Source organism: Polaromonas sp., assembly GCF_013817205.1.
Taxonomy (GTDB): Bacteria; Pseudomonadota; Gammaproteobacteria; order Burkholderiales; family Burkholderiaceae_C; genus Polaromonas.
Map to the genome: position 1 here is coordinate 1 of NZ_JACDDD010000023.1, position 20,802 is coordinate 20,802.

The window sequence follows — 20,802 nt, forward strand, 5'->3', positions numbered from 1 at the left end:
CTGCTGCCCCCGGCTCCGACTTGATCGGAGCCTCTCCAATACCCGGCCAGCGCGGGGTCAAACATCTCGCCCAGCCAATGCAACACCACTGGCTGTTTGGCCTGGCTCAGGATGCGGCCGTAAACGCGTTCGTAATCGGCCGGTGATTTGGCCACCCGCGCCAGCGCGCGGCTGGCCATGACGATCAGTTTGCCGCCCAGCTTTTCAATCGCCGCCATCTGCTCTTCGTAGGCGGCAATCACCTCGTCAACCGTTTTGACTTCATCCAGCACCAAATGGTCGGTGCCGCAGCCGGAAGCGACCAGCGCCCCGGGAAAGTCCTTGGCCGCGTCCAATGAACGTCGTATCAGCTCCAGCGAAGTTGGCCAGTCCAGGCCCATGCCGCGCTGCGCGGTGTCCATGGCCTCGGCCACACCCAGGCCCAGCGACCACAGGTGGCGGCGGTAGGCGATGGTGTCGTCCCAGTCGATGGCACAACCGACCCAAGGGTCGCAAACTGCCAGCGGGTCGGCCACCACGTGCGCCGCCGAATAGGCGATACGGTTGAATTTCACACCTGCAGGAGGACGTACGGGGGTGGCGCCTTGCGGCGTGTAGGGCTGCAGGCCGCCCGCGACAGCGGGCAGCGTCAGGGATAAAGCCATGAATTCACCTTTATGCATCAAATCGGGCTGTAGCCCTTGCTGTACCTGCGCAAGCAGCTATCAAACCAGTAGCGCCGGAACATCCACCCAGCGGCGCTCTTTCCAGCTTTCGAGTGCGGCTTCCACCAGTTGCACGCCCTTGGCGCCTTCGGGCAGCGTCCATTTGTAGGGCTCGTTTTCAACCACGTGGCGGATGAAATGCTCCCACTGGATCTTGAAGCCGTTGTCGTAGACCTGGGTGTCCGGCACTTCCTGCCACTGGTCGGAGAAGTTCATCGTCTGCTTTTCATCCGGGTTCCAGACCGGGCGCGGGGTGTTGACGCGCGATTGGGCTTTGCACGAGGACAGACCGGCGACGGCCGAGCCGTGCGTGCCGTCAACATGGAAGGTCACCAAATCTTCGCGGTTCACGCGGGTGGCCCAGGACATGTTCATCTGCGCAATCACCGGCTCGCCGTTGTGGCCGATCAGCTCGGCCGTGGCATAGGCCGCGTCATCTGCGGTCGCCTTGTAGGGCTTGCCGGCTTCGTCCCAGCGCTCGGGGATGTGCGTCGCACCTATGCAGGAGATCGACTTCACTTCGCCGAACAGGTTGTCCAGCACATAGCGCCAGTGGCACATCATGTCCAGGATCATGCCGCCGCCGTCTTCGGTCCGGTAGTTCCAGCTTGGTCGCTGGATGGGTTGCAGGTCGCCTTCAAACACCCAGTATCCGAACTCCAGTCGCACCGACAGCATCTTGCCGAAGAAGCCGGCGCGGCGCAGCATGTCGAGCTTGCGCAGGCCGGGCAGGAAAAGCTTGTCCTGCACCGCGCCGTGTTTCAGGCCGGACTTTTCGGCCAGACGCGCGATCTCGACGGCTTCATTGAGGTTGGTGGCAATTGGCTTTTCGCAATACACGTGCTTGCCAGCGCGTATGGCCTTGGCCAGCAGCGTGGGGCGCATCTGCGTGGTGCCCGCATCAAAGAAGATGGTGTCGGCCGGGTTGGCCAGCGCCTGGTCGAGGTCGGTGCCCCAGCGCTCGATGTTCCAGGCTTTGGCCAGAGCCACCATTTTTTCGGCATTGCGGCCGATCAGGATGGGGTCGGGCATGACCTTGTCGCCGTTGGAGAGCGTGACGCCGCCCTGCTTGCGAATCGCGACGATAGAGCGGATCAGATGCTGGTTCATGCCCATGCGTCCGGTGACGCCGTGCATGATGATGCCTAGTTGCTGGGTTGCCATGGGTGTCCTGAAGCTGATTACTGAGGGGAAAGGCCGGCGTTTTTGACCAGCTTGGCGTTGACGTCGATTTCATCCTTGATGTAGCTGTCGAACTGCTCGGGCTTCAACACCCAGGCCTCGGCGCCCAGACGCGCAAAGCGCTCCCTGACCTCGGGGGAGGCCAGTGCCTTTTCCACTTCGGCTTGCAGGCGCGTGATGATGTCGCGCGGCGTTTTGGCGGGGACCATCATGCCAATCCAGAAGTTGAACTCTGAACCGGGCACGCCCGCTTCAGACGTTGTCGGCACATTGGGCAGCGCGGGAGAACGTTTGGCCGAACCGACAGCCAACGCCAGCAGCTGGCCTTCCTTGATTTGCGGCAGCACAGGCGCAATCGGCGAGAAGTAGTAGTCCACGCTGCCGACCATCACATCGGTCACAGCCTCGGGCGAACCGCGGTAAGGAATGTGCACCGCAAAAAATTTGCCCTGCATCTTGAATTTTTCGGCGTTTAGGTGCGTAGCACTGCCATTGCCAGCAGAGGCGTAGTTGAGCTTGCCGGGGTTTGCGCGGGCATAACGTACCAAGCCTTGCAAGTCCTTGAAGTCCTTTTTGGGCGAGATGACCAGGACATTGGGCAATTGCGCAATAGGCGTCACGCCCGCGAAATCCTTCAGCGTGTCGTACGGCAACTTGGCGTAGGTGGACGGGCTGACGGTGTGTGAGGAGGAGTGAACAAGGATGGTGTACCCATCCGGCGCAGAGCGGGCCACTGCAGCAGCGCCCAACGTGCCACCCGCGCCGGCGCGGTTGTCAACAATGACCGGCTGGCCCAGGCTGGCGCCGAGTTTTTCGGTGATGGCCCGGGCAATGATGTCGGTGGTACTGCCCGCCGAAAAAGGCACGATGACCCGTATGGGTTTGTTCGGGTAGGCCGTCTGCGCGTTGACCACCAGCGGTGATAACGCGGCAAGGCAGGCGAGGTAAGTCAGCGTGGCGCGGCGCATGAGTTTCATGAGATGTCTCCTGGCATGGTGGCAACAAGGGTGCACAACAACTGTTCGACGATGCGGCCAGTTGCTGTGGTGGAGACATCTTACACATAATTCACCAATAGGTGAATTAAAAAATGACAACAAGAAACTTGCCAGGCGGGCGGCACTTGCGCCGCAATCAGTTTCTAAGGACGTAGCCCAGAACGACGTCGCACATGTGCGACAGCCGCTCGTGCCGCGCTTTGGGCGTCATCAAGTCGCGCCCGAAGATGGCCGAGAGGGTGTGATTGTTTGAGAGATAAAAATAGGACATGCCCGCGATGGACACGTAGAGCTGCACCGGATCGATGCCGCCACGAAACAACCCATCGGCCCGCCCGCGTTCGAGTATTTCTGCCAGCGTCTGCACCAGCGGCGAGTTCATTTCCTGGACTCGGCTGGACATTGCCAGATGGCGTCCCAAGTGCAGGTTTTCACTGTTCAGAAGTGTCAAAAACTCGGGGTGGTCGATGTAGTATTCCCAGGTGAACTCGGTGAGCCGACGGATAGCCAGGGTCGGTGCCATGTTGCGCAGCTGCAGCTTGGTTTCCGCAGCGCGGATGTCGGCGTAGGCTTGCTCGAGCACTGCCAGAAAGAGGTCGTCCTTGCTTTTGAAGTAGTAGTAAATCAGGCGCTTGTTGAGATCAGCGCGCTCGGCGATGCGGTCCACCCGCGCACCACCGAGGCCGTGCTGCGCAAACTCGTCGCGGGCGGCCAGCAGGATGGCCTGCTGGGAGCGGTCGGCATCGCGCGAGCGCGGTTCGGCAGGCTTGGCGGTCGCGCTTGGGGGGCTTGGCATGGCGGATAATTTAACTGTTTGGTGAATTAATGCAATGCAGAAGAACGTCGCGCCCCGGCCGCAGCGAAGCGCCGGCCGCACGGATGACAGCGACTGTACCAAGCTGTGTTCATAATGGGGCAGGTATCGGCCACCCGCGCTGCTGCCACTTCAAGGAAATAGCCATGAATGATTCGACCACCCCCAAGGACGGCGACTTCGCGAACTGGGTTGACGAAAAGTCCGAGGCACTCAAGTTCGAACTCGGCGAGAAGTTCCCGGTGCCGCCGACGGAGCTGCATTCATCCTCCGCCCATGCCGAAACGAGCAGGCAAAAGCTGGAGGAGGTGTTGTTGGAGCATGAGGAACCGACCGCCGAGTTGCTAGAGGAAATCCAGGCCATGGAAAATGCGCCACCCCTGAGCGATGAGGAACTCGCCCGGCAGGCGCTGGAAGCTGGCGGCGCTGACGGCGACGCGGCCACACCAGAGTAGCTCCGCACCACGTCCTCCGAGGGAACGGAGTACATCGAACTACGTTGCGGGGCTTTGTCTTGACCGGCAGGGGCCGCGGGTCGTAAGCGCAGCGGCCCCCTCGCGGGGCAGCGACCCACACGCAGTGGGGGAGCGTGGGGGCACAATATCCTGATGACAACACAACTTGCCGGCCATCTTCTCGTTCAATGCCTTGTGGCCCAGGGCGTCACCCACGCGTTTGGCGTGCCCGGTGAAAGTTATCTTGCGGTGCTGGATGGCTTTCATGCGTATCCTGACCAGATTCGTTTTGTCATCAACCGGCAGGAGGGCGGTGCCGCCTTCATGGCCGAAGCGCATGGCAAGCTGACCGGCCGGCCAGGTATTTGTTTTGTCACGCGCGGTCCCGGTGCGACCAATGCGTCCATCGGTGTGCACACGGCCTTTCAGGATTCCACGCCCATGATTCTGTTTGTCGGCGACGTGGCCAGCGACACGCGTGACCGCGAGGCTTTCCAGGAGGTCGACTACAGCAGCTTTTTCGGCCCTTCAACCAAAGGCATGGCCAAACGGGTCGAGCGTATTGACGATGCGCGTCGCATTCCCGAATACGTGGCGCGTGCCTTCGCTACCGCGATGAACGGCCGTCCCGGCCCGGTGGTGCTGGTGTTGCCGGAAGACATGCTCACGCAGATGGTGGATGCAGATCCGCTGCCGCGCGTGGAAGCGGTTGAGGCCTGGAGTGACCCCGGCTCCCTGCGCCAGTTGCGTGAGATGCTGCTGCAGTCCCAGCGCCCGCTGGTGATCGCTGGTGGCGGCGGCTGGACGCCACAGGCGGCGCAGGCCTTGCAGCGCTTTGCCGAGAACTGGTCGCTGCCGGTAGGCAACGCCTTTCGTTTTCAGGACACCTTTGACAACCACCACCCGCTCTATGCGGGCGATGTTGGTATCGGCCTGAACCCGAAACTGGCTGCGCGGATCAAACAGGCCGACCTGGTCCTGGCCATCGGGCCGCGGCTGGGCGAGATGACCACAGGCGGCTACACGCTGATCGAAGCGCCGCGGCCGAAGCAAAAGCTGGTGCACATCCACGCCAGCGCGGAGGAACTCAACCGCGTGTTCCAGGCCGACCTGGCCATCAATGCCACCATGAATGCGGCTGCGCGTTCGCTGGAGGTGTTGACGGCGCCCGTGACGGTGCCCTGGCAGTCTTGGGCCGCATCCGCCAACGCGGATTACCTGGCCAACATAGCCCCCACCAATGACGGCGTGGTGCTGCCAGGCACGATCGACATGCCGGCCATTGTTGCGACGCTCAAGAAGCTGCTTCCCGAGGACGCCGTGCTGACCAACGGCGCTGGCAATTTTGCGAGCTGGGTGCACCGCTTCTTCCAGCATCACGGACTGGTCAAGGGCCTGAAGACCCAATTGGCGCCAACGGTGGGTGCCATGGGTTACGGTGTGCCAGCCGGCATTGCAGCGGCCATCACCACTGGCCGGACCGCCTTCACGATTGCGGGCGATGGCGACTTCCTGATGAACGGACAAGAGCTGGCAACGGCGGTTCAGCATGGCGCGAAAAGCATCGTGCTGCTGCTCAACAACGGCATGTACGGCACCATTCGCATGCACCAGGAGCGCGAGTACCCGCGCCATGTCAGCGGCTCCAGCCTGCACAACCCCGACTTCTGCGCACTCGCGCGGGCTTACGGCTACACCGCCACCCGCATCACGCGCACCGAAGAATTCGAAGCCGTGATGCGGCAAGCGCTGCAGGGCAAGGAAGGCGCGCTGATCGAGGTCATGCTGGACCCGGAAGTCATCAGCACGCGCGGCACGCTGTCAGGCATCACCACTTCGGCGCTACAAAAACAGTAGCTATCGGCGCCCGCAGGTCGGGGGCAAGACCTCGCTTTTATCAACAGACATAAAAAAAGGGCCACTTGCGTGGCCCTTTCTACCGGTCTTGCCCAGCGCAAACGCGGAGCAAGTCCTTCGCGACGTTACTTGACGTGCTTGCCGATCAGGCCAGCCATCTCGAACATCGACACCTGCGCCTTGCCGAAAACGGCACGCAGTTTTTCGTCGGCATTGACCATGCGCTTGTTGATCTTGTCCTGCAGACCCTTGGCCTTGATGTAGACCCAGAGTTTGCGCACGATCTCGGTACGTGGCAACGCAGCAGCGCCAACCACAGCCGACAAGGCAGGGCTCAATGTCAGTGGCTTCATGAAGGCTGCGTTGGGCGTACGCTTTTTGGCGGGCGCTTTTTTCGCAGGCGCTTTTTTCGCCACTACTTTTTTCGCAGGGGCTTTTTTCGCCACTACTTTTTTAGCCGGTGCTTTTTTCGCAGGGGCTTTTTTCGCGGGAGCTGCTTTCTTCGCAGCTACTTTCTTTGCCGGTGCAGCCTTCTTTGCGGCTGCTTTTTTTGCCGGTGCTTTTTTTGCAGTTGCCATGATTGATTTTCCTTCTAGAAGTTGATAAATCACCAATGCAGATAACTACTCTTCACTGGCACTGCGGATGCTACTGGAGAAAACACCTGTTTCATAGGGAAAACGGAATATTTTTGGTCTTTTATGTAGCCGGTTTACCTCTGAAAATCAAAAAGACGCCAGTGAGAATCACGCTGCAGGCAGCCCATTCACCTCCGGTGACATGTTCCCCAGCGAAAAAAGCACCCAGAAATATCGCGATCAAGGGGTTCACAAAGGCATAGCTGGTGGCCACGGCGGGCGATGCATGAGCCAGCAAATACATGTATGCGCTGAACGCGATCAGCGATCCGAAGGTCACCAAATAGAGCCAAGCCAGCACGGCCTGAGGCTGCAATGGCCAGTTGCTGATGACCTGGTGAGGCTCACCCAGTGCGAGAGATATGACCACTAACACCGCGCCACCACACAGCATTTCGCTGGCGAAGCCCGCAGGGCCGGTGGCCAAGGGCAAGCGTTCGGTGGACAGCACTGAGCCCAGCGACCACAAGGCGGTGGCCCCGGCAATGCAGACCAAACCCAGTGGCGCGGCGGCAAAACTAGCGCCCCGAACCAGCAGCAACACGCCGGCCAAGCCCACGGCCATGCCAAAAAATTCCAGCCGATTGGGTCGCTGGCCCAGCATCAAACCCCAAGCCGAGACCATGATGGGGACCACCGCGATGAAGGCAGCGATCAAACCGGAGCCAATGTGGACCTCCGCGCTGGCGACCAGCCCCATGCCCCCGCCCAGCATCAGGGTGCCAATAACGAAGGCGTTGCGCCATTCGCGCCGGGTCGGGAGCTTGTGTTTCCTGATTACCACCCACGCCATCAGAAGCGCACCCGCCACCAGGAAGCGCGTGCCCATCTGGAAAAAAGGGGGGAAACTCACCAGCGCAAGCTTGATGGCCAGGTAGGTTGAGCCCCATACCAGGTAGCAAGCGAGCAGGGCGGGAATCAGGAGGGGTGCAGCCCTGGCGGGCCGAGTAGGAAGACAGAGGGTGGTGGTCATCCAGTCATCGTAGTTTGCCAACTACCGCAAGGACATGCAAAATTAAAGGCAGATCGGCAGGCTTGCCTTTTAAATAAATGGTTGAAAGCACTATGACAGAAACTTCAGAATTCGACACCTATGACGGCCGTATCCTGGCCGAACTGCAAAAAGATGCACGCATCACCATGGCCGAGCTGGGGCGGCGGGTGCATCTGAGCCAGCCTGCGGTTACCGAACGTGTGCGCAAGCTCGAGCTCAATGGCGTGATCAAGGGCTACCGTGCTGAGGTGGATCTGACGCGGCTGGGTTACGGCATTCGCGCCATCATTCGGGTGGGGCGTGTGGAATACGCCCGGGTCGTCAAGCTGATTGAGCAGACGCCAGAGGTCATCAATGCCTACAACGTCACCGGAGACGACAGCTGGGTGCTGGAGATTGCCGTGATTGACGTGGCCCACCTTGATGCCGTGGTAACCAAATTTTGCATCGTCACCGAAACCGCGACCTGCATTGTGCTCAATGCGCCGCGCGAAAATGCCGTCGTATTGCCGGCCCGCCGTGAAAATATCAAACACTCCATCAAAAAAGTCACTGGAAGATGACAAACCAAGCGGCTTCGACGTTCGCCACCTCCGATTTTTGCGACCTATATAAGAACGACAGCCCCGGCCACTTTCGCGTTCTTCCCTCTGTGTTCAGGCCTTTTGGCGGTGTTCCCGCCTTTTGCGGGCCGGTCGTTACGGTCAAATGTTTTGAGGACAACTCACTGGTCAAGGCGGCGATGGACAGCAGTGGGCTGGTCGACACGCCGACCGGCCCCGTGCCGGCCGTGCTGGTGGTCGACGGCGGGGCTTCTTTGCGGCGCGCTGCGTGGGGCAAGCTCGGCGCGGCAGGTTCAGGCGGGCAGTTTGATTCCTAGCCGCTTGAGCTGCTCGCCGCCTTCGGTTGTGACCTGCACCACACGCGAATGTTTTTTGCGCTCTATCCAGCCTTGCTGTGTGAAGTGCTCGGCCAGCGCGGCACCCAGCGCACCGCCCAAGTGGTCACGCCGCTCGGACCAGTCCAGGCAGCGGCAGGCAAACTGCCGGCGCCGCGCTCGGGCACCCACCAGGTCGATGCCCAGGGACGTGAAGGCCTTGCTGCCCTTGGGCGTGAGTTCCAGCTGTTTGGCCGTGGTGTCGGCCACGTCGTTGACCAGCCAGCCCTTGCGCAGCAGCAGGGCCAGCAGGCCAGTGCCCAGGCTACCTGCGAGGTGGTCATAACAGTAGCGGGCCTGGCGGATCGGTTCGGCCGCATGTGCGGCCTCGGACTCGCGCCGCGGCGCCACACGCATCAGCGACTCCAGCAGCTGCGCAACCTGCTCCGATGCTAGGCGGAAATATTTGTGCCGCCCCTGTGAAGTGCCCGCCAGGAGCCCGTCATCAAGCAGGCGTTTGAGGTGGGCGGTGGCGGTGGCCGGTGTGATGCCGGCGCCCAGCGCCAGTTCTTTCGCCGTCAACGCGCGGCCTTCCATCAACAGCGCCAGCATCTGGATGCGGCGCGGGTCACCCACGGTGGATGCGAGGCGGGCGAGGTCTGGGTCTGCATGCATGGTTTGATCTTAGACAAACTATTGTTGCTCGACAAGTTGGGTGGGCCTCGCGACACTAGACGCCTTTGAACAAGGAGGGCAGAGATGGCTGAATTCACCGCCGACATCGCATGGGAGCGCGGCGCGCAGGATTTTCTGAGCGGGCGTTACAGCCGGCGACACCTGATGTCGTTTGACGGTGGGGCCGAGGTGGCGGGCTCGTCCTCGCCGCATTCGGTGCCGCTGCCGATGTCGGACGCCGCCGCCGTCGATCCGGAAGAGGCCTTTGTGGCTTCGCTGGCCAGCTGTCACATGCTCTGGTTTCTGGCGATAGCCGCGAAACGCAAATTTTGTGTGGACCGGTACACCGATGCCGCGGTGGGTGTGATGGAAAAAAATGAGCAGGGAAAAATGGCGGTGACAGTGGTCACCCTCAGACCCGCAGTGGTTTTTTCCGGCGAGCGTTTGCCCACCCGCGAACAACTGGACCATCTGCACCACGAAGCGCACGAGGAATGTTTTATCGCGAACTCGGTGCGTACCGAGGTCCGTTGCGAACCGGTGGTCAGTGATGCTTGAAGAGGTCCTGCTGCCGCCCGCCGATCCCATCGCTGCAGTCATCCACCCCGACCCCTGGCCGTATTACCGGCAGCTGCGCGAAACGCGGCCGCTGTATTTCGATGCCGGCCTGAAGCTCTGGGTCGCCAGCAGCCTGGCGGTGATCAGCGAGGCTTTGCAGCATCCTGCATTGGCCGTGCGACCGCCGGGCGAGGCCGTTCCGGCGGCGCTGCAGGGCACGTGGGCAGGCGAGGTGTTTGCGCGGCTGGTACGCATGACGGACGGGGCATTCCATGCGGCCCACAAGCCGGCCGTGGTGAAGGCGGTGCGGCGCTGGACCCTCGAGGACGTGGGGCGCGCCAGCCAGGCGGCAGCGGCTGACCTGGGGCCGCGGCTGGGCGCCAATGCCTTGATCAGCGGGCTGCCCGTACAAACCATGGCGCGTTTGCTCGCTGTTGCGGACAGCGCGCTGGACGCCACCTGCGCCCATGTTCAGGCCTTAGTTCAAGGCATCGCTCCCGGTGCCTCGGAAACGTCTGTGGTGCTCGCTTCAGAGGCCGCCCAGGCCCTGACGGCCCAGGGCGTGATGCAGGGGCTGGACGCAGTGCAGGCGGCCAACCGCATCGCTCTGATGCAGCAGTCGCTGGACGCCACGGCCGGCCTGCTGGGCCACACCGTGCTGATGCTGCGGCGACATCCGGCGCTGGCTGGGGCTGCAGACCAGTCCTTGTCGGCGATGCGTGGTTTCGTGACTGAGGTCGAGCGGCACCAGGCGCCTATCCAGAACACGCGACGTTTTGCGGCGCAGGCCCTGCAACTGGCCGGGCAGCGGATTGAACTGGGGCAGGGCGTGTTGCTGCTGCTGGCCAGCGGCAACCGCGATGAGGCGCTGAATCCGCAACCCGACACCTTTGATCCGCAACGCAGCGACCGCCGCAGCCTGGGGTTCGGAGCCGGCGCCCATGTCTGTCCCGGAGCCCAGATTGCTATCGAAATAGTAGCTGCTTGCGCACGCCAAATAAGGGCTGGAGCCCGATTTGATGCATATTTCGGGAAGCTGACAGGGTTTCGCCCGCTAGGCAATGCCCGCATTCCCGTGTTTGAAGAACGATGATTTACAAAGGAGCACACCGTGGTTTCAGTGATTTTTGAAGTCTGGCCCGACCCGGCCCACCGCGAGGGCTACCTCAATTGGGCGGCCGAGCTCCACACCGAGCTGGTCAAGATGGAGGGCTTTATCTCCATTGAGCGTTTCCAGAGCCTGACCGAGCCCGACAAGGTGCTGTCACTGCAGTTCTGGCGCGACGATGCCTGCCTGACGGCCTGGCGCAATCTGGAGGCGCACCGGGCCGCGCAGGCTGCAGGCCGCAGCACCATGTTCAAGAACTACCGGCTGCGCATCGCTGAGGTGACACGCGACTACGGGCTGGCGGCGCGCGAGGAAGCACCGGCAGACTCGCGGGTGGCGCACGGCTGACGGGCTCGCGGGCTACAGGCTGCTCAAGCCCTTCCAGAGCATGTAGGCGGCCAGCACATAAAGGATGCTGGCAAAGACGCGTTTTAGCTTGCTCACTGGCAGCTTGTGGGCGAACCTGGCGCCCAGCGGCGCCACAAAAAAGCTGGAGATGGCGATCACCACCAGCGCGGGCAGCCAGATGTAGCCGAAGGACGCTGGTGGCAGGTTTTGCACGGACTGGCCGCTGATCACATACCCCAGCACGTTGGCCACGGCAATCGGAAAGCCCAACGCTGCCGAGGTGGCGACCGCGTTGTGGATCGCGACGTTGCACCAGGTCATGAAGGGCACGCTGATGAATCCGCCACCTGCGCCGACCAGTCCAGAGAGAAAACCAATGCCGCCGCCGGCTGCAAACTGACCTGCCGTGCCAGGCATTTGCCGCGTCGGCTTGGGCTTCCTGTCCAGAAACATCTGGGTGGCCGAAAAGCTTACGAAAAGCCCGAAGAAGATGGCCAGGTAAGCACCTTTGAGCAGCGCAAAAACGCCCAGGCTACCGATGATGCTGCCGATCACGATGCCGGGTGCCAGGCGCCTGACGATGTCCCATCGCACCGCGCCGCGCTTGTGGTGTGCCCGCACGCTTGAGATGGAAGTGAAGATGATGGTTGCCATCGAAGTGGCAATCGCCATCTTGACAGCCAGATCGGGCGCCACGCCGCGTTGCGCCATGATGATGGTGATGAATGGCACCATCAGCATGCCGCCGCCTATGCCCAGCAACCCCGCGAGGAAACCTGTGCCAATGCCCAGCAGGGCGAGTTCAAGAATGAGCAGGGGTTCGAAGAGCATGCGTTGTACAGACAGGCTGCTTGCCTCGGCAAGCGGTTGGGCGGCCGGTTTGGCGAGCGGTTTAAGAAGTCAGCAAAAGGTGTCTGCAAGTGCCACCGGACCGTCATCCTGAACCGGGGTTCAGGTGGGCGAGGGCAGTCAGGTTTCGGGTTCGTCTGACGCGAGACGATCACGCCTGCCAGACAATTTACCAAGCCCGTGCTCGTAGAGCATTGGTTCAAGGAAATATAAAGCCCGGTGCGCACCGCAGACGATTCCATTGTAGGCGCTTGTAGCTGACTGTGCAGCTGGCGGCGGGGCGCTTGATGGCGCGTCGGTGGCGGTGCACCGCGCTGCGTTAAAGCAGGCGTCCGTCCACACCCAGGGCGTTGTCCAGGCGTTGCAGCAATGCCGCCAGTTGGGGCTGCGCCCCATCGGCTGGTGCAGTGCCTGCCGTATCCGCCCGGGCTGCGGCAGGCGCGGCGTTGCGTGTGGCCTTCAGCGCATTGGCTTCCTGCTCGGACAGCTCGAACGCCAGGTTCAGCGCTGCCAGCACGGCGATGCGGTCGCGCGCCTTGATTTTTCCGGCGTCGCGGATCTTGCACATCGCGGCATCGACTTTTTCCACCGCATCCAGCAAGCGCGCCTCGCCACCTTCAGGGCAGCCGAGCAGATAGCTCTGGCCCATGATCTGTACATCGAGCTGCTTCATGAGTCTGATCCGGCTGTGCTTCTTGCGGAAGCAGCGCCCAGGCTGACGGACGATGATGAGTCGGGCAAACGCTCAAGCAGCGCAACGACGCGCGCGCGCGCGGCGCTCAGGCGCGAGCGCAGGGAGTCGCGTTCCTGTGTGAGCACATGCACCTGTTCGCTGAGCAGGGTGTTGGTGCGCTGCAATTCCTCGTAGCGCAGCAGGAGCCGCTCGACACGTTCGGCAATCTGGTCGATGTGGGTTTGGTTCGACATGGCTTTGTGATTGTAGGGTTTGCCGGGTTTTGGGGCGTAGAATCTCGCCTGTTGGTGCTCGCGGTGTGGTTCACACGCTGCAGTTCAACGGGAAGCAGGAGGGAGTTTTCGCCATGCGTTCGGGGTTCACCCCGGTCCGCAAGCGCCGCTACTTTTAACCTGCGCTGCCCCCGCAACGGTAAAACGGACGAATGTTTTCCCTGAAATTCAGCTTCAGGTGCATTCAGCCCCATCACAGCCACTGAGCGTTTGAACACACGTTTGGGAAGGCGATGGGGACAGTTCCGTCAGCCCGGATACCGGCCAACAAGGTGGTTGCACGCCCGCAAGGGCTGCAGCCGTAACGCTCAATGCACTGGCGGGGAAGCCGGTGAGGGCTTTTTGTTGATTGTTTCCACCCATGAAAACCTGTGTTTTTTATGCGCGCCCTGCCGCGTTGTCGCTGGCTTTGGCCGCTGCTTTGCCTGCGCTTTGTCAGACCGAAAAATCGTCCGAACTCGTCCAGACCGTTGTCACGGCCTCGCGCGTGGCGACACCGGTCACCGATGTGATTGCCGACGTATCCATCATTGATCGGGAGACACTGGATCGGGCCGGGCAGTCGTCACTGCGCGACATCCTGGCACAGCAGCCCGGCGTGCAGATGGGCAGCAATGGAAGCTACCGCTCGAACTCAAGCATTTTCCTGCGCGGCGCCAGCAACTCGCAGACCATTGTTTTGATTGACGGCGTTCGGGTCGGCTCGGCAACTTCGGGCGGAGCATCGTTCGAGAACCTGCCGCTGGCGCGTATTGAGCGGATTGAAATTTTGCGCGGTGCCGCCTCTGCCCTGTATGGGCCGGACGCCGTGGGCGGCGTGATCCAGATTTTCACCCGTGAGCCCGCCGACGGCCTGGCACTCAGTGCCAGCGCCGGCTTTGGTTCGGACGGTCAGCGGCAACTGGACGCATCAGTGCGTGGCAGCACTGGCGCCATCGGGTACAGCCTGGGGGTATCGCGTGAAAAAGCGCGGGGCATCAGTTCTGTTTCCAGCCCGCTATCGCCCAGTTTCAATCCCGATGCCGACGGTTTCAGTTCTACCAGCGTGGACGCCAAGCTGACCGCAAAAATCAACCGCGAGCATGCGCTGACGTTGAGTTTGCTGCAGAGCGATACCGAGTATCAGTTCGATGGTTTGCCCTCTCCCAATCCGCTGGCCTTGACCCGGCTTACCTCTGATGCCCGGGCCAAGCCAAAGCTCAACAATGCCACCTTCAAGTGGGAAGCGCAGTGGCTGCCGCAGTGGAAATCCACGCTCACAGCGGGAACCAGCGATGAGGAATCGGTCAACGAGTACTACCGCATCTCTGACAGACGCTTCGGTGGCGCCAGCCGGTTCAACACCCAGCGCAGGCAATTGACCTGGCAAAACGACTTCACGCTGGGCAAGGATGTGTTGTCTGTGTTGTTTGAGGACCGTTCCGAGGCGGTGGAGAGCTCCACCAACTACACGGTCAAGCAGCGTGACCTGCGCAGCGCCCTGGTGTCCTATGCGTTCAACCGGGAACGCTGGAATGCGCTGGCTGTGATCCGTAACGACAAAAACTCCCAGTTCGGCAGCTTCAACAACTGGGCGCTTGCCGCCGGTTACCGCTTGACGGACGGCCTGCGTGCCGTGGGCAGCGTGGGCACAAGTTTCCAGGCTCCCACCTTTAATCAGCTTTACTTTCCGGGTTTTGGCAATGCGGCCCTGGTGCCCCAGCGCAACCGGGCCACTGAAGTGGGCCTGAAATACCAGCAGGGCAATCTGGCGCTCGGAGCGGTGGCCTACCACAACGACATTCAAGGCTTCATCATTCCATCGACCAATGTACAGAGTTCGCTGGCGGTGTTGCGCGGGGTCACGCTGACCGCCGATGTGCAGTCTGGCACCACCAGTTATGCGCTGTCTTACGACTATGCTGACCCGCGCTCCTACTCGTCTGTGCCGGCTTCCAATGGCCTGCGCCTGGTGCGTATTGCGCAACATGTACTCAATGCCCGCGTCACCCACCGTATGGGTGATGTCAGTGTGTTTGGTGAACTCAGGCTGTCCGGCAACCGCGAGGACGCCAAGGTGGTCGGGGCTGGCCGCGATACCTTGCCCGGTCACAGCGTGCTCAATACCGGCGTGACCTGGAAGGTTCAGAAAGATGTCACCCTGTTAGGCCGCATCAACAACCTGACCGATACCCGCTACATGCTTGCCAACGGCTTTTCGGTACCCGGTCGCAATTTCTTTGCGTCCGTTTCATGGGCCATGTGAGGCATGCCCTCAGTCCGCTGCCCCGCCATCCTGATCGCTGCCCCGGCCTCCGGCCAGGGCAAAACCACGGTCGCGTGTGCGCTGGCGCGCCTTCACGCCCGTCAGGGCCGGCGCGTGCGGGTGTTCAAGTGCGGGCCGGATTTTCTGGATCCGCACTGGCTGGCGCTGGCCAGCGCCGCACCAGTGCATCAGCTCGATTTGTGGATGACCGGCGAAGCCGATTGCGCGCGACGACTGCATGAAGCCGCACAGGAAGCGGATCTGATCATTGTCGAAGGCGTGATGGGCCTGTTTGACGGCCTGCCCAGCGCTGCCGACCTGGCACAGCACTTCAGTTTGCCGGTACTGACGGTGATCGACGCCGGCGCGATGGCTGGCACTTTCGGCGCCCTGGCCTGGGGACTGCAGTCCTACCGAGACGGCCTGCGTTTTGCCGGGGTGCTGGCCAACCGGGTCGCGTCGGAAGGTCACGCGGCCATGCTGGAGGAGAGCCTGCGTGATCCGGCGCAATGGCAAGGGGCGCTGATGCGCAGCCCGGCCTTCAATTTGCCCGAACGGCATTTGGGTCTGGTGATGTCCGGCGAGATGGACGATGCCATGGCCAGGCTGGATGCCGCTGCCGACGCACTCGCTGCCACAAAGCTGGGGCAAATGGATACGAACGCGTTGCAGGCCTGGGCGGTGGGCTTTCCCGGGCCGGATGATGCGGCGCCTGAAACGCCTCAGCTGCTGCAGGGCGTGACAGTTGCCGTTGCACGCGACGCAGCCTTCTGTTTTATTTATGCAGCCAACCTGGACTGCCTGCGGGCGCTGGGCGCCCACGTGGTGTTTTTCTCGCCCTTGCGCGATACCGCCTTGCCTGATTGTGACGCGCTGTGGCTGCCCGGCGGTTACCCCGAACTGCATGCGGCAGCGCTGGCGGAAAACAGCGCCATGAAAGCCGCCGTCGCCAGCCATGTGGCTGCCGGCAAGCCGGTCTGGGCCGAGTGCGGCGGCATGATGGCGCTGTTCGGTGAGTTGCAAACCATCGATGACAGCCGCTTCGCGATGTGGGCCATATTGCCGGGCCGCGCAAGTATGCAAAAAAAACTTGCGGCCCTCGGTCCCCAACAATTGACAATGGCTGGTGGCACCCTGCGCGGCCACACCTTCCACTACTCGACGTGCGAGACTTCGCTGGCCCCTGCGGCCCGCACTGAAGCCGCGCCGGGGCGCAAGCTGCGCGGCCAGGGTGAGGCGCTGTATGTGGCTGGCCCTGACCGCAAGGTCAAGGCCAGCTACTTTCACGCCTGGTTTCCTTCCAACCCGGCAGCTGCTGCGGCGCTGTTCATCAAGGAGAGGCTATGACCGCATCCACGGACTGGCGCGCGCTGGCATCAGGTACAAACAGGTCCGCCTATGGACCACAACGCATCGTCTGCCTGACCGAAGAGCCGACCGAGTGGCTGTACCTGCTCGGTGAAGAGCGGCGCATCGTCGGCATCTCGGGCTACACGGTGCGGCCACCGCGTGCGCGCGCCGAAAAACCGAAAGTCAGCGCCTTTCTGAACGCGAAGATCGACAAAATTGTCGAGTTGCAACCCGATTGCGTGATCGGCTTTTCCGACCTTCAGGCCGACATCGCTTCGCAGCTCATCAAAAAGGGCATCGCCGTCACCATCTTCAACCAGCGCAGCGTGGCCGAAATTTTCTCTATGCTGTACCAGCTTGCCGCCATGGTCGGGCAGGAGTCGCGCGGCCTGGAACTGATCGCGGGCATGCAAGGCCGGCTGCTTGAGATTGAACTGGCGGCGTCGGCGCTCAAGCGCCGGCCGCGCGTGTTTTTCGAGGAGTGGTACGACCCGCACATTAGCGCCATCGCCTGGGTGACGGAGCTGATCGGCATTGCTGGGGGCGACGATATTTTCCCCGAGCTGGCGTCGCAGCCCATGGGCAAGGACCGCATCATTGGCGACGGCGCAGAAATCGTGCGGCGCAACCCCGACATCGTTTTCGGTTCCTGGTGCGGTCGCAAGTTCCGCCCCGATCACGTGTTGGGCCGGGCCGGCTGGGAGGGCGTCAACGCCGTCAAACACCGGCAGCTGTTCGAGATCAAGTCCGCCGACATCCTGCAGCCCGGGCCAGCGGCACTCACCGATGGAGTCGAGCAGATCCACCGGCTGATCATGAGCTGGAACATGACCCCCACGCTCGGCACTGGCGTGTCGTCGCTGCCCCCCGAGGGGGCCGTCCGCGCCTTGGGGCGGCCCGGCGGCGCGGGGTCCGCCCCATGAATACCCCTCACATAGCCCGCAGCGAATTGATCCTCGGCGGCCAGCGCAGCGGCAAGTCGCGCCGTGCCGAGATGCTGGCGCGGCAATGGCTGGACGCTGCACCTGAGCACCGGGCGCTGCTGATCGCCACCGCACAGCCCTGGGATGCGGAAATGCGTGAACGTATCGCGCGCCACCGGCAGGACCGAGCCGAACGTGTGCCGGGCATGACCACGGTGGAGGAGCCGCTGAACCTGGCACAGGCGATCACGCAGAACAGCAACGCGCAGACGCTGATCGTTGTTGATTGCCTGACACTGTGGCTGACCAATCTCCTCATGCCGGCCGGGAGTTCACAGCAAAATAGCCTTCCAGCCCCCGAGCCACAAGCGCAGACAGCTATGGTTTTGATAGCAATACAGAATTGCACCGGCCCGCTGGTGCTGGTCGGCAACGAGATCGGGTTGGGCGTTATTCCGATGGGCCGCGAGACCCGCGACTTTGTCGACGCGTTGGGGCGGCTCAACCAGGAGGTAGCTGCCGCCTGCGAGCGCGTCACCTTCATGGCGGCCGGGTTGCCACTGACGCTCAAGGGCTCCCCATGAAACGCCTGATGTTGTTGCTGCTGGCCGGCATCGCTTGCTGGCTGCCGGCGCAGGCGCTTCAAGTGGTCGATGACCGGGGGGCGGCCATCAGCTTCACCCAGAGCCCGCAGCGCATCGTCAGTCTGCTGCCTTCGCTGACCGAAAGTGTGTGCGCGCTCGGGCAGTGCCAGCGCATTGTCGGCGTGGACCGTTTCTCCAACCATCCGGTGAGCGTGCGCAGCCTGCCGGTCATGGGGGGCGGGCTGGACCCGAACATCGAGGGCATCGTGGCGCTCCGGCCCGACGTGGTTCTGCTGTCCGTCTCATCACGCGCCAGCCAGCGGCTTGAGTCGCTGGGCATCAAGGTGGTGGCACTGGAGCCCAAAAGCCATGCTGACGTGCGCCGCGTGTTGTCGGTGCTGGGTGTGCTGCTGGAGGTGCCGGAAGAGCTTGGCGCCGCGCGCTTGTGGCGCGTCATTGATGCCAGCGTGTCAGCGGCGGCGCAGTCGCTGTCGCCGAAGGCGCGCGACACGCGGGTGTACTTCGAAGTCAGCCGGGGCCCATATGCCGCCGGTGAGTCGTCTTTTATCGGTGAAACCCTGAAAAGGCTGGGCGTCAAAAATGTGGTGCCGGCTGCGCTGGGACCTTTCCCCAAGCTCAACCCCGAGTTTGTGGTGCGCGCCAACCCGGACGTGATCATGATTGGCAACCGCAGCATGCAGGCCATGGTGCCTTACCCGGGATGGGCCAGCATCAAGGCCGTGCGCGACAAGCGCATCTGTGTCTTCGGCGTGGACGAGTCCGACGTGGTGGTGCGGCCCGGTCCACGCATGGCCGAGGCCGCGCGCCTGATGGCCCGCTGCCTGGAAGAGCAGGCGCGATGAGCCCGCAGCGCAGCGCGCAGAACCGCAGGGCGCTGTGGCTGGCCGGCGGCTTGCTGCTGGCCACGGGCTTGTTGTTGCTGTTGGGCGTCAGCGTGGGCAGCACCGGCTTCGAAAGTGTGCGGGCCATGGGTCGCGATGCGCAGGCCCTCCAGATTGTCTGGGAGATCCGTCTGCCACGCACCGTCGGCGCCTGGCTGGCCGGCGCGCTGCTGGGGCTGGCCGGCGCCGTGGCGCAAGGCCTGTTTCGCAACCCGCTGGCCGATCCTTACCTGCTGGGCAGCGCATCCGGCGCCTCGCTGGGCGTGGCGCTGGCCATGGCGCTGTTCGGTGTGTCACCGCTGGCCACGCACTGGGTCGCGCGCATCGGGCTGACCGGGGCCGCTTTTGTCGGTGCTGTGCTGGCGGTGCTGCTGACCCTGTTGCTGGCCAAGGGCGTGCAGCACACCCTGCGCCTGTTGCTGGCCGGCGTGATTGTGGGCGTGGTGCTGGGGGCGCTCAGCTCGCTGATCCTGCTGATGACCCCGGACATCATGCAGGCCATGCAGTCCTTCATGCTGGGCAGCACCGCCTTTGTCGGCTGGACCGCCTGCGCCGTAATGGCGGGCGCGCTGCTTGCCAGTTTGCTGGCGGCCTGGATGATGAGCCATGTGCTCGACGGGCTGGCGCTCGGTGAAGCCACTGCACAAAGCCTGGGCCTGAAGCTGCCGCAAATGCGCGCGGCGCTGGTTGCGGTGCTGGCGCTGGCCACCGGCACGGCGGTGGCGCAGACCGGGTTGGTGGCCTTTGTCGGCCTGGCTGCGCCGCATCTGGTGCGCTCGGTGGTCAAGACCACCCACGGTCGGCTGATTGTGCTCGCCACCCTGATGGGCGCGGTGTTGTTGATGGCCGCCGACATCCTGGCACGCTGGTTGATTGCGCCGCAGGAGTTGCCGGTCGGCGTGTTGACCGCCGTGCTCGGTGGCGGTTACCTGCTGTGGCTGATGCACCGAAGCAGCGCAAGGGGAGGGGGCATCTGATGTCGGGAATATCTCCAATTGCTATCAATTCAGTAGCTGTGCACGCAAGCGGGGTAAGGGCCAGACTCGGAAATACCGAGATATTGCACGATGTGTCGCTGGCCGTGCCGGCAGCTCGCTGGACCAGCATTGTTGGGCCCAATGGCGCCGGCAAGTCCACCCTGCTAAAGGTGCTGGCGGGGCTGCTGCCCTGCAGTGGAAGCATCACCCTGCTCGGACGGCCCCTGGCCGAGTTGCCTGCCCGCGAGCGCGCGCAGCAGCTGTCATGGCTGGGCCAGAACGAAAGCTCGCCCGACGACCTGACGGCCTGGGACGTTGCCATGCTGGGCCGCTTGCCGCACCAGGCCTGGCTGGCGCCGCCCAGCGCGCAGGACCACGCCGCTGTCGAGCGTGCGCTGCGCGCGACCCACGCCTGGGACTGGCGCGAGCGCGCCCTCGGCCAGCTCTCTGGCGGTGAGCGTCAGCGCGTGCTGCTGGCGCGGGCGCTGGCGGTCGAGGCGCAGATGTTGTTGATGGACGAGCCGCTGGCCAACCTGGACCCGCCACACCAGGCCGACTGGCTGCTGATGGCCCGCGCGCTGGTGGCGCAGGGAAAAACCGTGGTCAGCGTGCTGCATGAGATCTCGTTCGCGCTGCAGGCCGATGAACTGGTGGTGATGGCCGACGGCCGTGTCATGCACCAGGGCGCCTGCGCTGACCCGGCCACCCACCGCGCGCTGGAAAGCGTGTTTGCGCAGCGCATCGCCGTGCACCCGTTGGCTGGCCAGTGGCTGGCCGTGCCCCGAATCTGAAAGCTGA

The 20,802-nt window shown here is 62.9% G+C and carries 23 protein-coding genes, 1 pseudogene and 1 riboswitch; of the genes and pseudogenes, 14 read left to right on the forward strand and 10 right to left on the reverse strand.

Going from position 1 to position 20,802, the window contains the following annotated elements:
• The 4 genes from H0W47_RS07365 to H0W47_RS07380 all read right to left on the reverse strand — a co-directional run.
• Nucleotides 1–644, reverse strand: a 644-nt coding sequence (locus H0W47_RS07365; protein WP_296922498.1) for a DUF993 family protein, incomplete at its 3' end; no start/stop codon positions are given.
• 60 nt (nt 645–704) lie between these two features.
• Nucleotides 705–1,868, reverse strand: a complete 1,164-nt coding sequence (locus H0W47_RS07370; protein ID WP_296922501.1) for a Gfo/Idh/MocA family oxidoreductase — start codon at nt 1,866–1,868, stop codon at nt 705–707.
• 17 nt (nt 1,869–1,885) lie between these two features.
• Nucleotides 1,886–2,863 carry a tripartite tricarboxylate transporter substrate binding protein gene (locus H0W47_RS07375; protein WP_296922504.1) on the reverse strand — a complete coding sequence of 326 codons (978 nt, stop codon included), beginning with the start codon at nt 2,861–2,863 and terminating at the stop codon, nt 1,886–1,888.
• 157 nt (nt 2,864–3,020) lie between these two features.
• The gene (locus H0W47_RS07380) at nt 3,021–3,680 is read right to left on the reverse strand and encodes a TetR family transcriptional regulator (protein WP_296922506.1); all 660 of its coding nucleotides are present in this window, start codon (nt 3,678–3,680) and stop codon (nt 3,021–3,023) included.
• 164 nt (nt 3,681–3,844) lie between these two features.
• On the opposite strand from H0W47_RS07380, the gene H0W47_RS07385 reads away from it, so the two are divergent.
• Together H0W47_RS07385 and H0W47_RS07390 are read left to right on the forward strand one after the other, a co-directional pair.
• On the forward strand, nt 3,845–4,153 hold the full coding sequence (locus H0W47_RS07385; RefSeq protein WP_296922509.1) for a hypothetical protein: 309 nt from the start codon (nt 3,845–3,847) through the stop codon (nt 4,151–4,153).
• Nucleotides 4,154–4,306: 153 nt separating this feature from the next.
• The gene (locus tag H0W47_RS07390) at nt 4,307–6,010 is read left to right on the forward strand and encodes a thiamine pyrophosphate-binding protein (protein WP_296922512.1); all 1,704 of its coding nucleotides are present in this window, start codon (nt 4,307–4,309) and stop codon (nt 6,008–6,010) included.
• Between the two features lie 125 nt (nt 6,011–6,135).
• Here H0W47_RS07390 and H0W47_RS07395 read toward each other — a convergent pair whose 3' ends face one another.
• Nucleotides 6,136–6,588, reverse strand: a complete 453-nt coding sequence (locus H0W47_RS07395) for an SWIB/MDM2 domain-containing protein (protein ID WP_293594691.1) — start codon at nt 6,586–6,588, stop codon at nt 6,136–6,138.
• Between the two features lie 121 nt (nt 6,589–6,709).
• Entirely contained in the window at nt 6,710–7,621 is a 912-nt protein-coding gene (gene yedA, locus H0W47_RS07400) for a drug/metabolite exporter YedA (protein WP_296922514.1), read from the reverse strand.
• A gap of 92 nt (nt 7,622–7,713) precedes the next feature.
• On the opposite strand from yedA, the gene H0W47_RS07405 reads away from it, so the two are divergent.
• Nucleotides 7,714–8,205: an Lrp/AsnC family transcriptional regulator gene (locus H0W47_RS07405; protein ID WP_296922517.1), complete on the forward strand. Its 492-nt coding sequence runs from the start codon at nt 7,714–7,716 to the stop codon at nt 8,203–8,205.
• Nucleotides 8,202–8,495 (forward strand): annotated as a pseudogene (locus tag H0W47_RS07410) (ribonuclease); the annotation flags it as partial. The gene H0W47_RS07405 and the pseudogene H0W47_RS07410, both read left to right, overlap by 4 nt.
• Nucleotides 8,496–8,498: 3 nt before the next feature.
• On the opposite strand, the gene H0W47_RS07415 reads toward H0W47_RS07410, so the two are convergent.
• Nucleotides 8,499–9,194, reverse strand: coding sequence for a helix-turn-helix transcriptional regulator (locus H0W47_RS07415; protein ID WP_296922520.1), 696 nt, complete (start codon nt 9,192–9,194; stop codon nt 8,499–8,501).
• Between the two features lie 84 nt (nt 9,195–9,278).
• Between H0W47_RS07415 and H0W47_RS07420 the strand changes: the two genes are divergently transcribed.
• Genes H0W47_RS07420 through H0W47_RS07430 form a run of 3 tightly spaced genes read left to right on the forward strand, consistent with a single transcriptional unit; the run spans nt 9,279 to nt 11,208 of the window.
• Nucleotides 9,279–9,752: an OsmC family protein gene (locus H0W47_RS07420; protein WP_296922522.1), complete on the forward strand. Its 474-nt coding sequence runs from the start codon at nt 9,279–9,281 to the stop codon at nt 9,750–9,752.
• Complete coding sequence (locus H0W47_RS07425; RefSeq protein WP_296922524.1) at nt 9,745–10,845, forward strand: cytochrome P450; 1,101 nt, start codon at nt 9,745–9,747, stop codon at nt 10,843–10,845. The genes H0W47_RS07420 and H0W47_RS07425 overlap by 8 nt, the downstream gene beginning before the upstream one ends.
• 18 nt (nt 10,846–10,863) lie before the next feature.
• A complete protein-coding gene (locus tag H0W47_RS07430) occupies nt 10,864–11,208 on the forward strand; it encodes an antibiotic biosynthesis monooxygenase (protein WP_296922526.1) in 345 nt (114 codons plus the stop codon).
• A gap of 12 nt (nt 11,209–11,220) precedes the next feature.
• Here H0W47_RS07430 and H0W47_RS07435 read toward each other — a convergent pair whose 3' ends face one another.
• The 3 genes from H0W47_RS07435 to H0W47_RS07445 form a co-directional block, all read right to left on the reverse strand.
• Complete coding sequence (locus H0W47_RS07435) at nt 11,221–12,039, reverse strand: sulfite exporter TauE/SafE family protein (protein WP_296922529.1); 819 nt, start codon at nt 12,037–12,039, stop codon at nt 11,221–11,223.
• A gap of 337 nt (nt 12,040–12,376) precedes the next feature.
• The gene (locus H0W47_RS07440) at nt 12,377–12,730 is read right to left on the reverse strand and encodes a cell division protein ZapA (RefSeq protein WP_296922532.1); all 354 of its coding nucleotides are present in this window, start codon (nt 12,728–12,730) and stop codon (nt 12,377–12,379) included.
• Nucleotides 12,727–12,984 (reverse strand): DUF904 domain-containing protein, encoded by a 258-nt coding sequence (locus H0W47_RS07445; protein WP_296922535.1) that lies wholly within the window; start codon nt 12,982–12,984, stop codon nt 12,727–12,729. Before H0W47_RS07445 ends, H0W47_RS07440 begins: the two co-directional genes overlap by 4 nt.
• A gap of 35 nt (nt 12,985–13,019) precedes the next feature.
• A riboswitch (cobalamin riboswitch) is annotated at nt 13,020–13,307 on the forward strand.
• Between the two features lie 77 nt (nt 13,308–13,384).
• Between H0W47_RS07445 and H0W47_RS07450 the strand changes: the two genes are divergently transcribed.
• From H0W47_RS07450 to H0W47_RS07480, 7 genes are read left to right on the forward strand one after another with little or no spacing between them, the layout of a single operon-like run.
• Nucleotides 13,385–15,268: a TonB-dependent receptor gene (locus H0W47_RS07450; protein WP_296922538.1), complete on the forward strand. Its 1,884-nt coding sequence runs from the start codon at nt 13,385–13,387 to the stop codon at nt 15,266–15,268.
• Nucleotides 15,269–15,271: 3 nt separating this feature from the next.
• Nucleotides 15,272–16,615, forward strand: a complete 1,344-nt coding sequence (locus H0W47_RS07455; RefSeq protein ID WP_296922541.1) for a cobyrinate a,c-diamide synthase — start codon at nt 15,272–15,274, stop codon at nt 16,613–16,615.
• Entirely contained in the window at nt 16,612–17,541 is a 930-nt protein-coding gene (locus H0W47_RS07460) for an ABC transporter substrate-binding protein (protein WP_296922544.1), read from the forward strand. Before H0W47_RS07455 ends, H0W47_RS07460 begins: the two co-directional genes overlap by 4 nt.
• Nucleotides 17,538–18,125: a bifunctional adenosylcobinamide kinase/adenosylcobinamide-phosphate guanylyltransferase gene (gene cobU / locus H0W47_RS07465; protein ID WP_296922547.1), complete on the forward strand. Its 588-nt coding sequence runs from the start codon at nt 17,538–17,540 to the stop codon at nt 18,123–18,125. Before H0W47_RS07460 ends, cobU begins: the two co-directional genes overlap by 4 nt.
• Nucleotides 18,122–18,988 (forward strand): ABC transporter substrate-binding protein, encoded by an 867-nt coding sequence (locus tag H0W47_RS07470; RefSeq protein ID WP_296922551.1) that lies wholly within the window; start codon nt 18,122–18,124, stop codon nt 18,986–18,988. Before cobU ends, H0W47_RS07470 begins: the two co-directional genes overlap by 4 nt.
• Nucleotides 18,985–20,004: an iron ABC transporter permease gene (locus H0W47_RS07475; protein WP_296922554.1), complete on the forward strand. Its 1,020-nt coding sequence runs from the start codon at nt 18,985–18,987 to the stop codon at nt 20,002–20,004. The genes H0W47_RS07470 and H0W47_RS07475 overlap by 4 nt, the downstream gene beginning before the upstream one ends.
• Nucleotides 20,004–20,795: an ABC transporter ATP-binding protein gene (locus H0W47_RS07480; protein WP_296922557.1), complete on the forward strand. Its 792-nt coding sequence runs from the start codon at nt 20,004–20,006 to the stop codon at nt 20,793–20,795. Before H0W47_RS07475 ends, H0W47_RS07480 begins: the two co-directional genes overlap by 1 nt.
• The last annotated feature ends 7 nt before the right edge of the window (nt 20,796–20,802 follow it).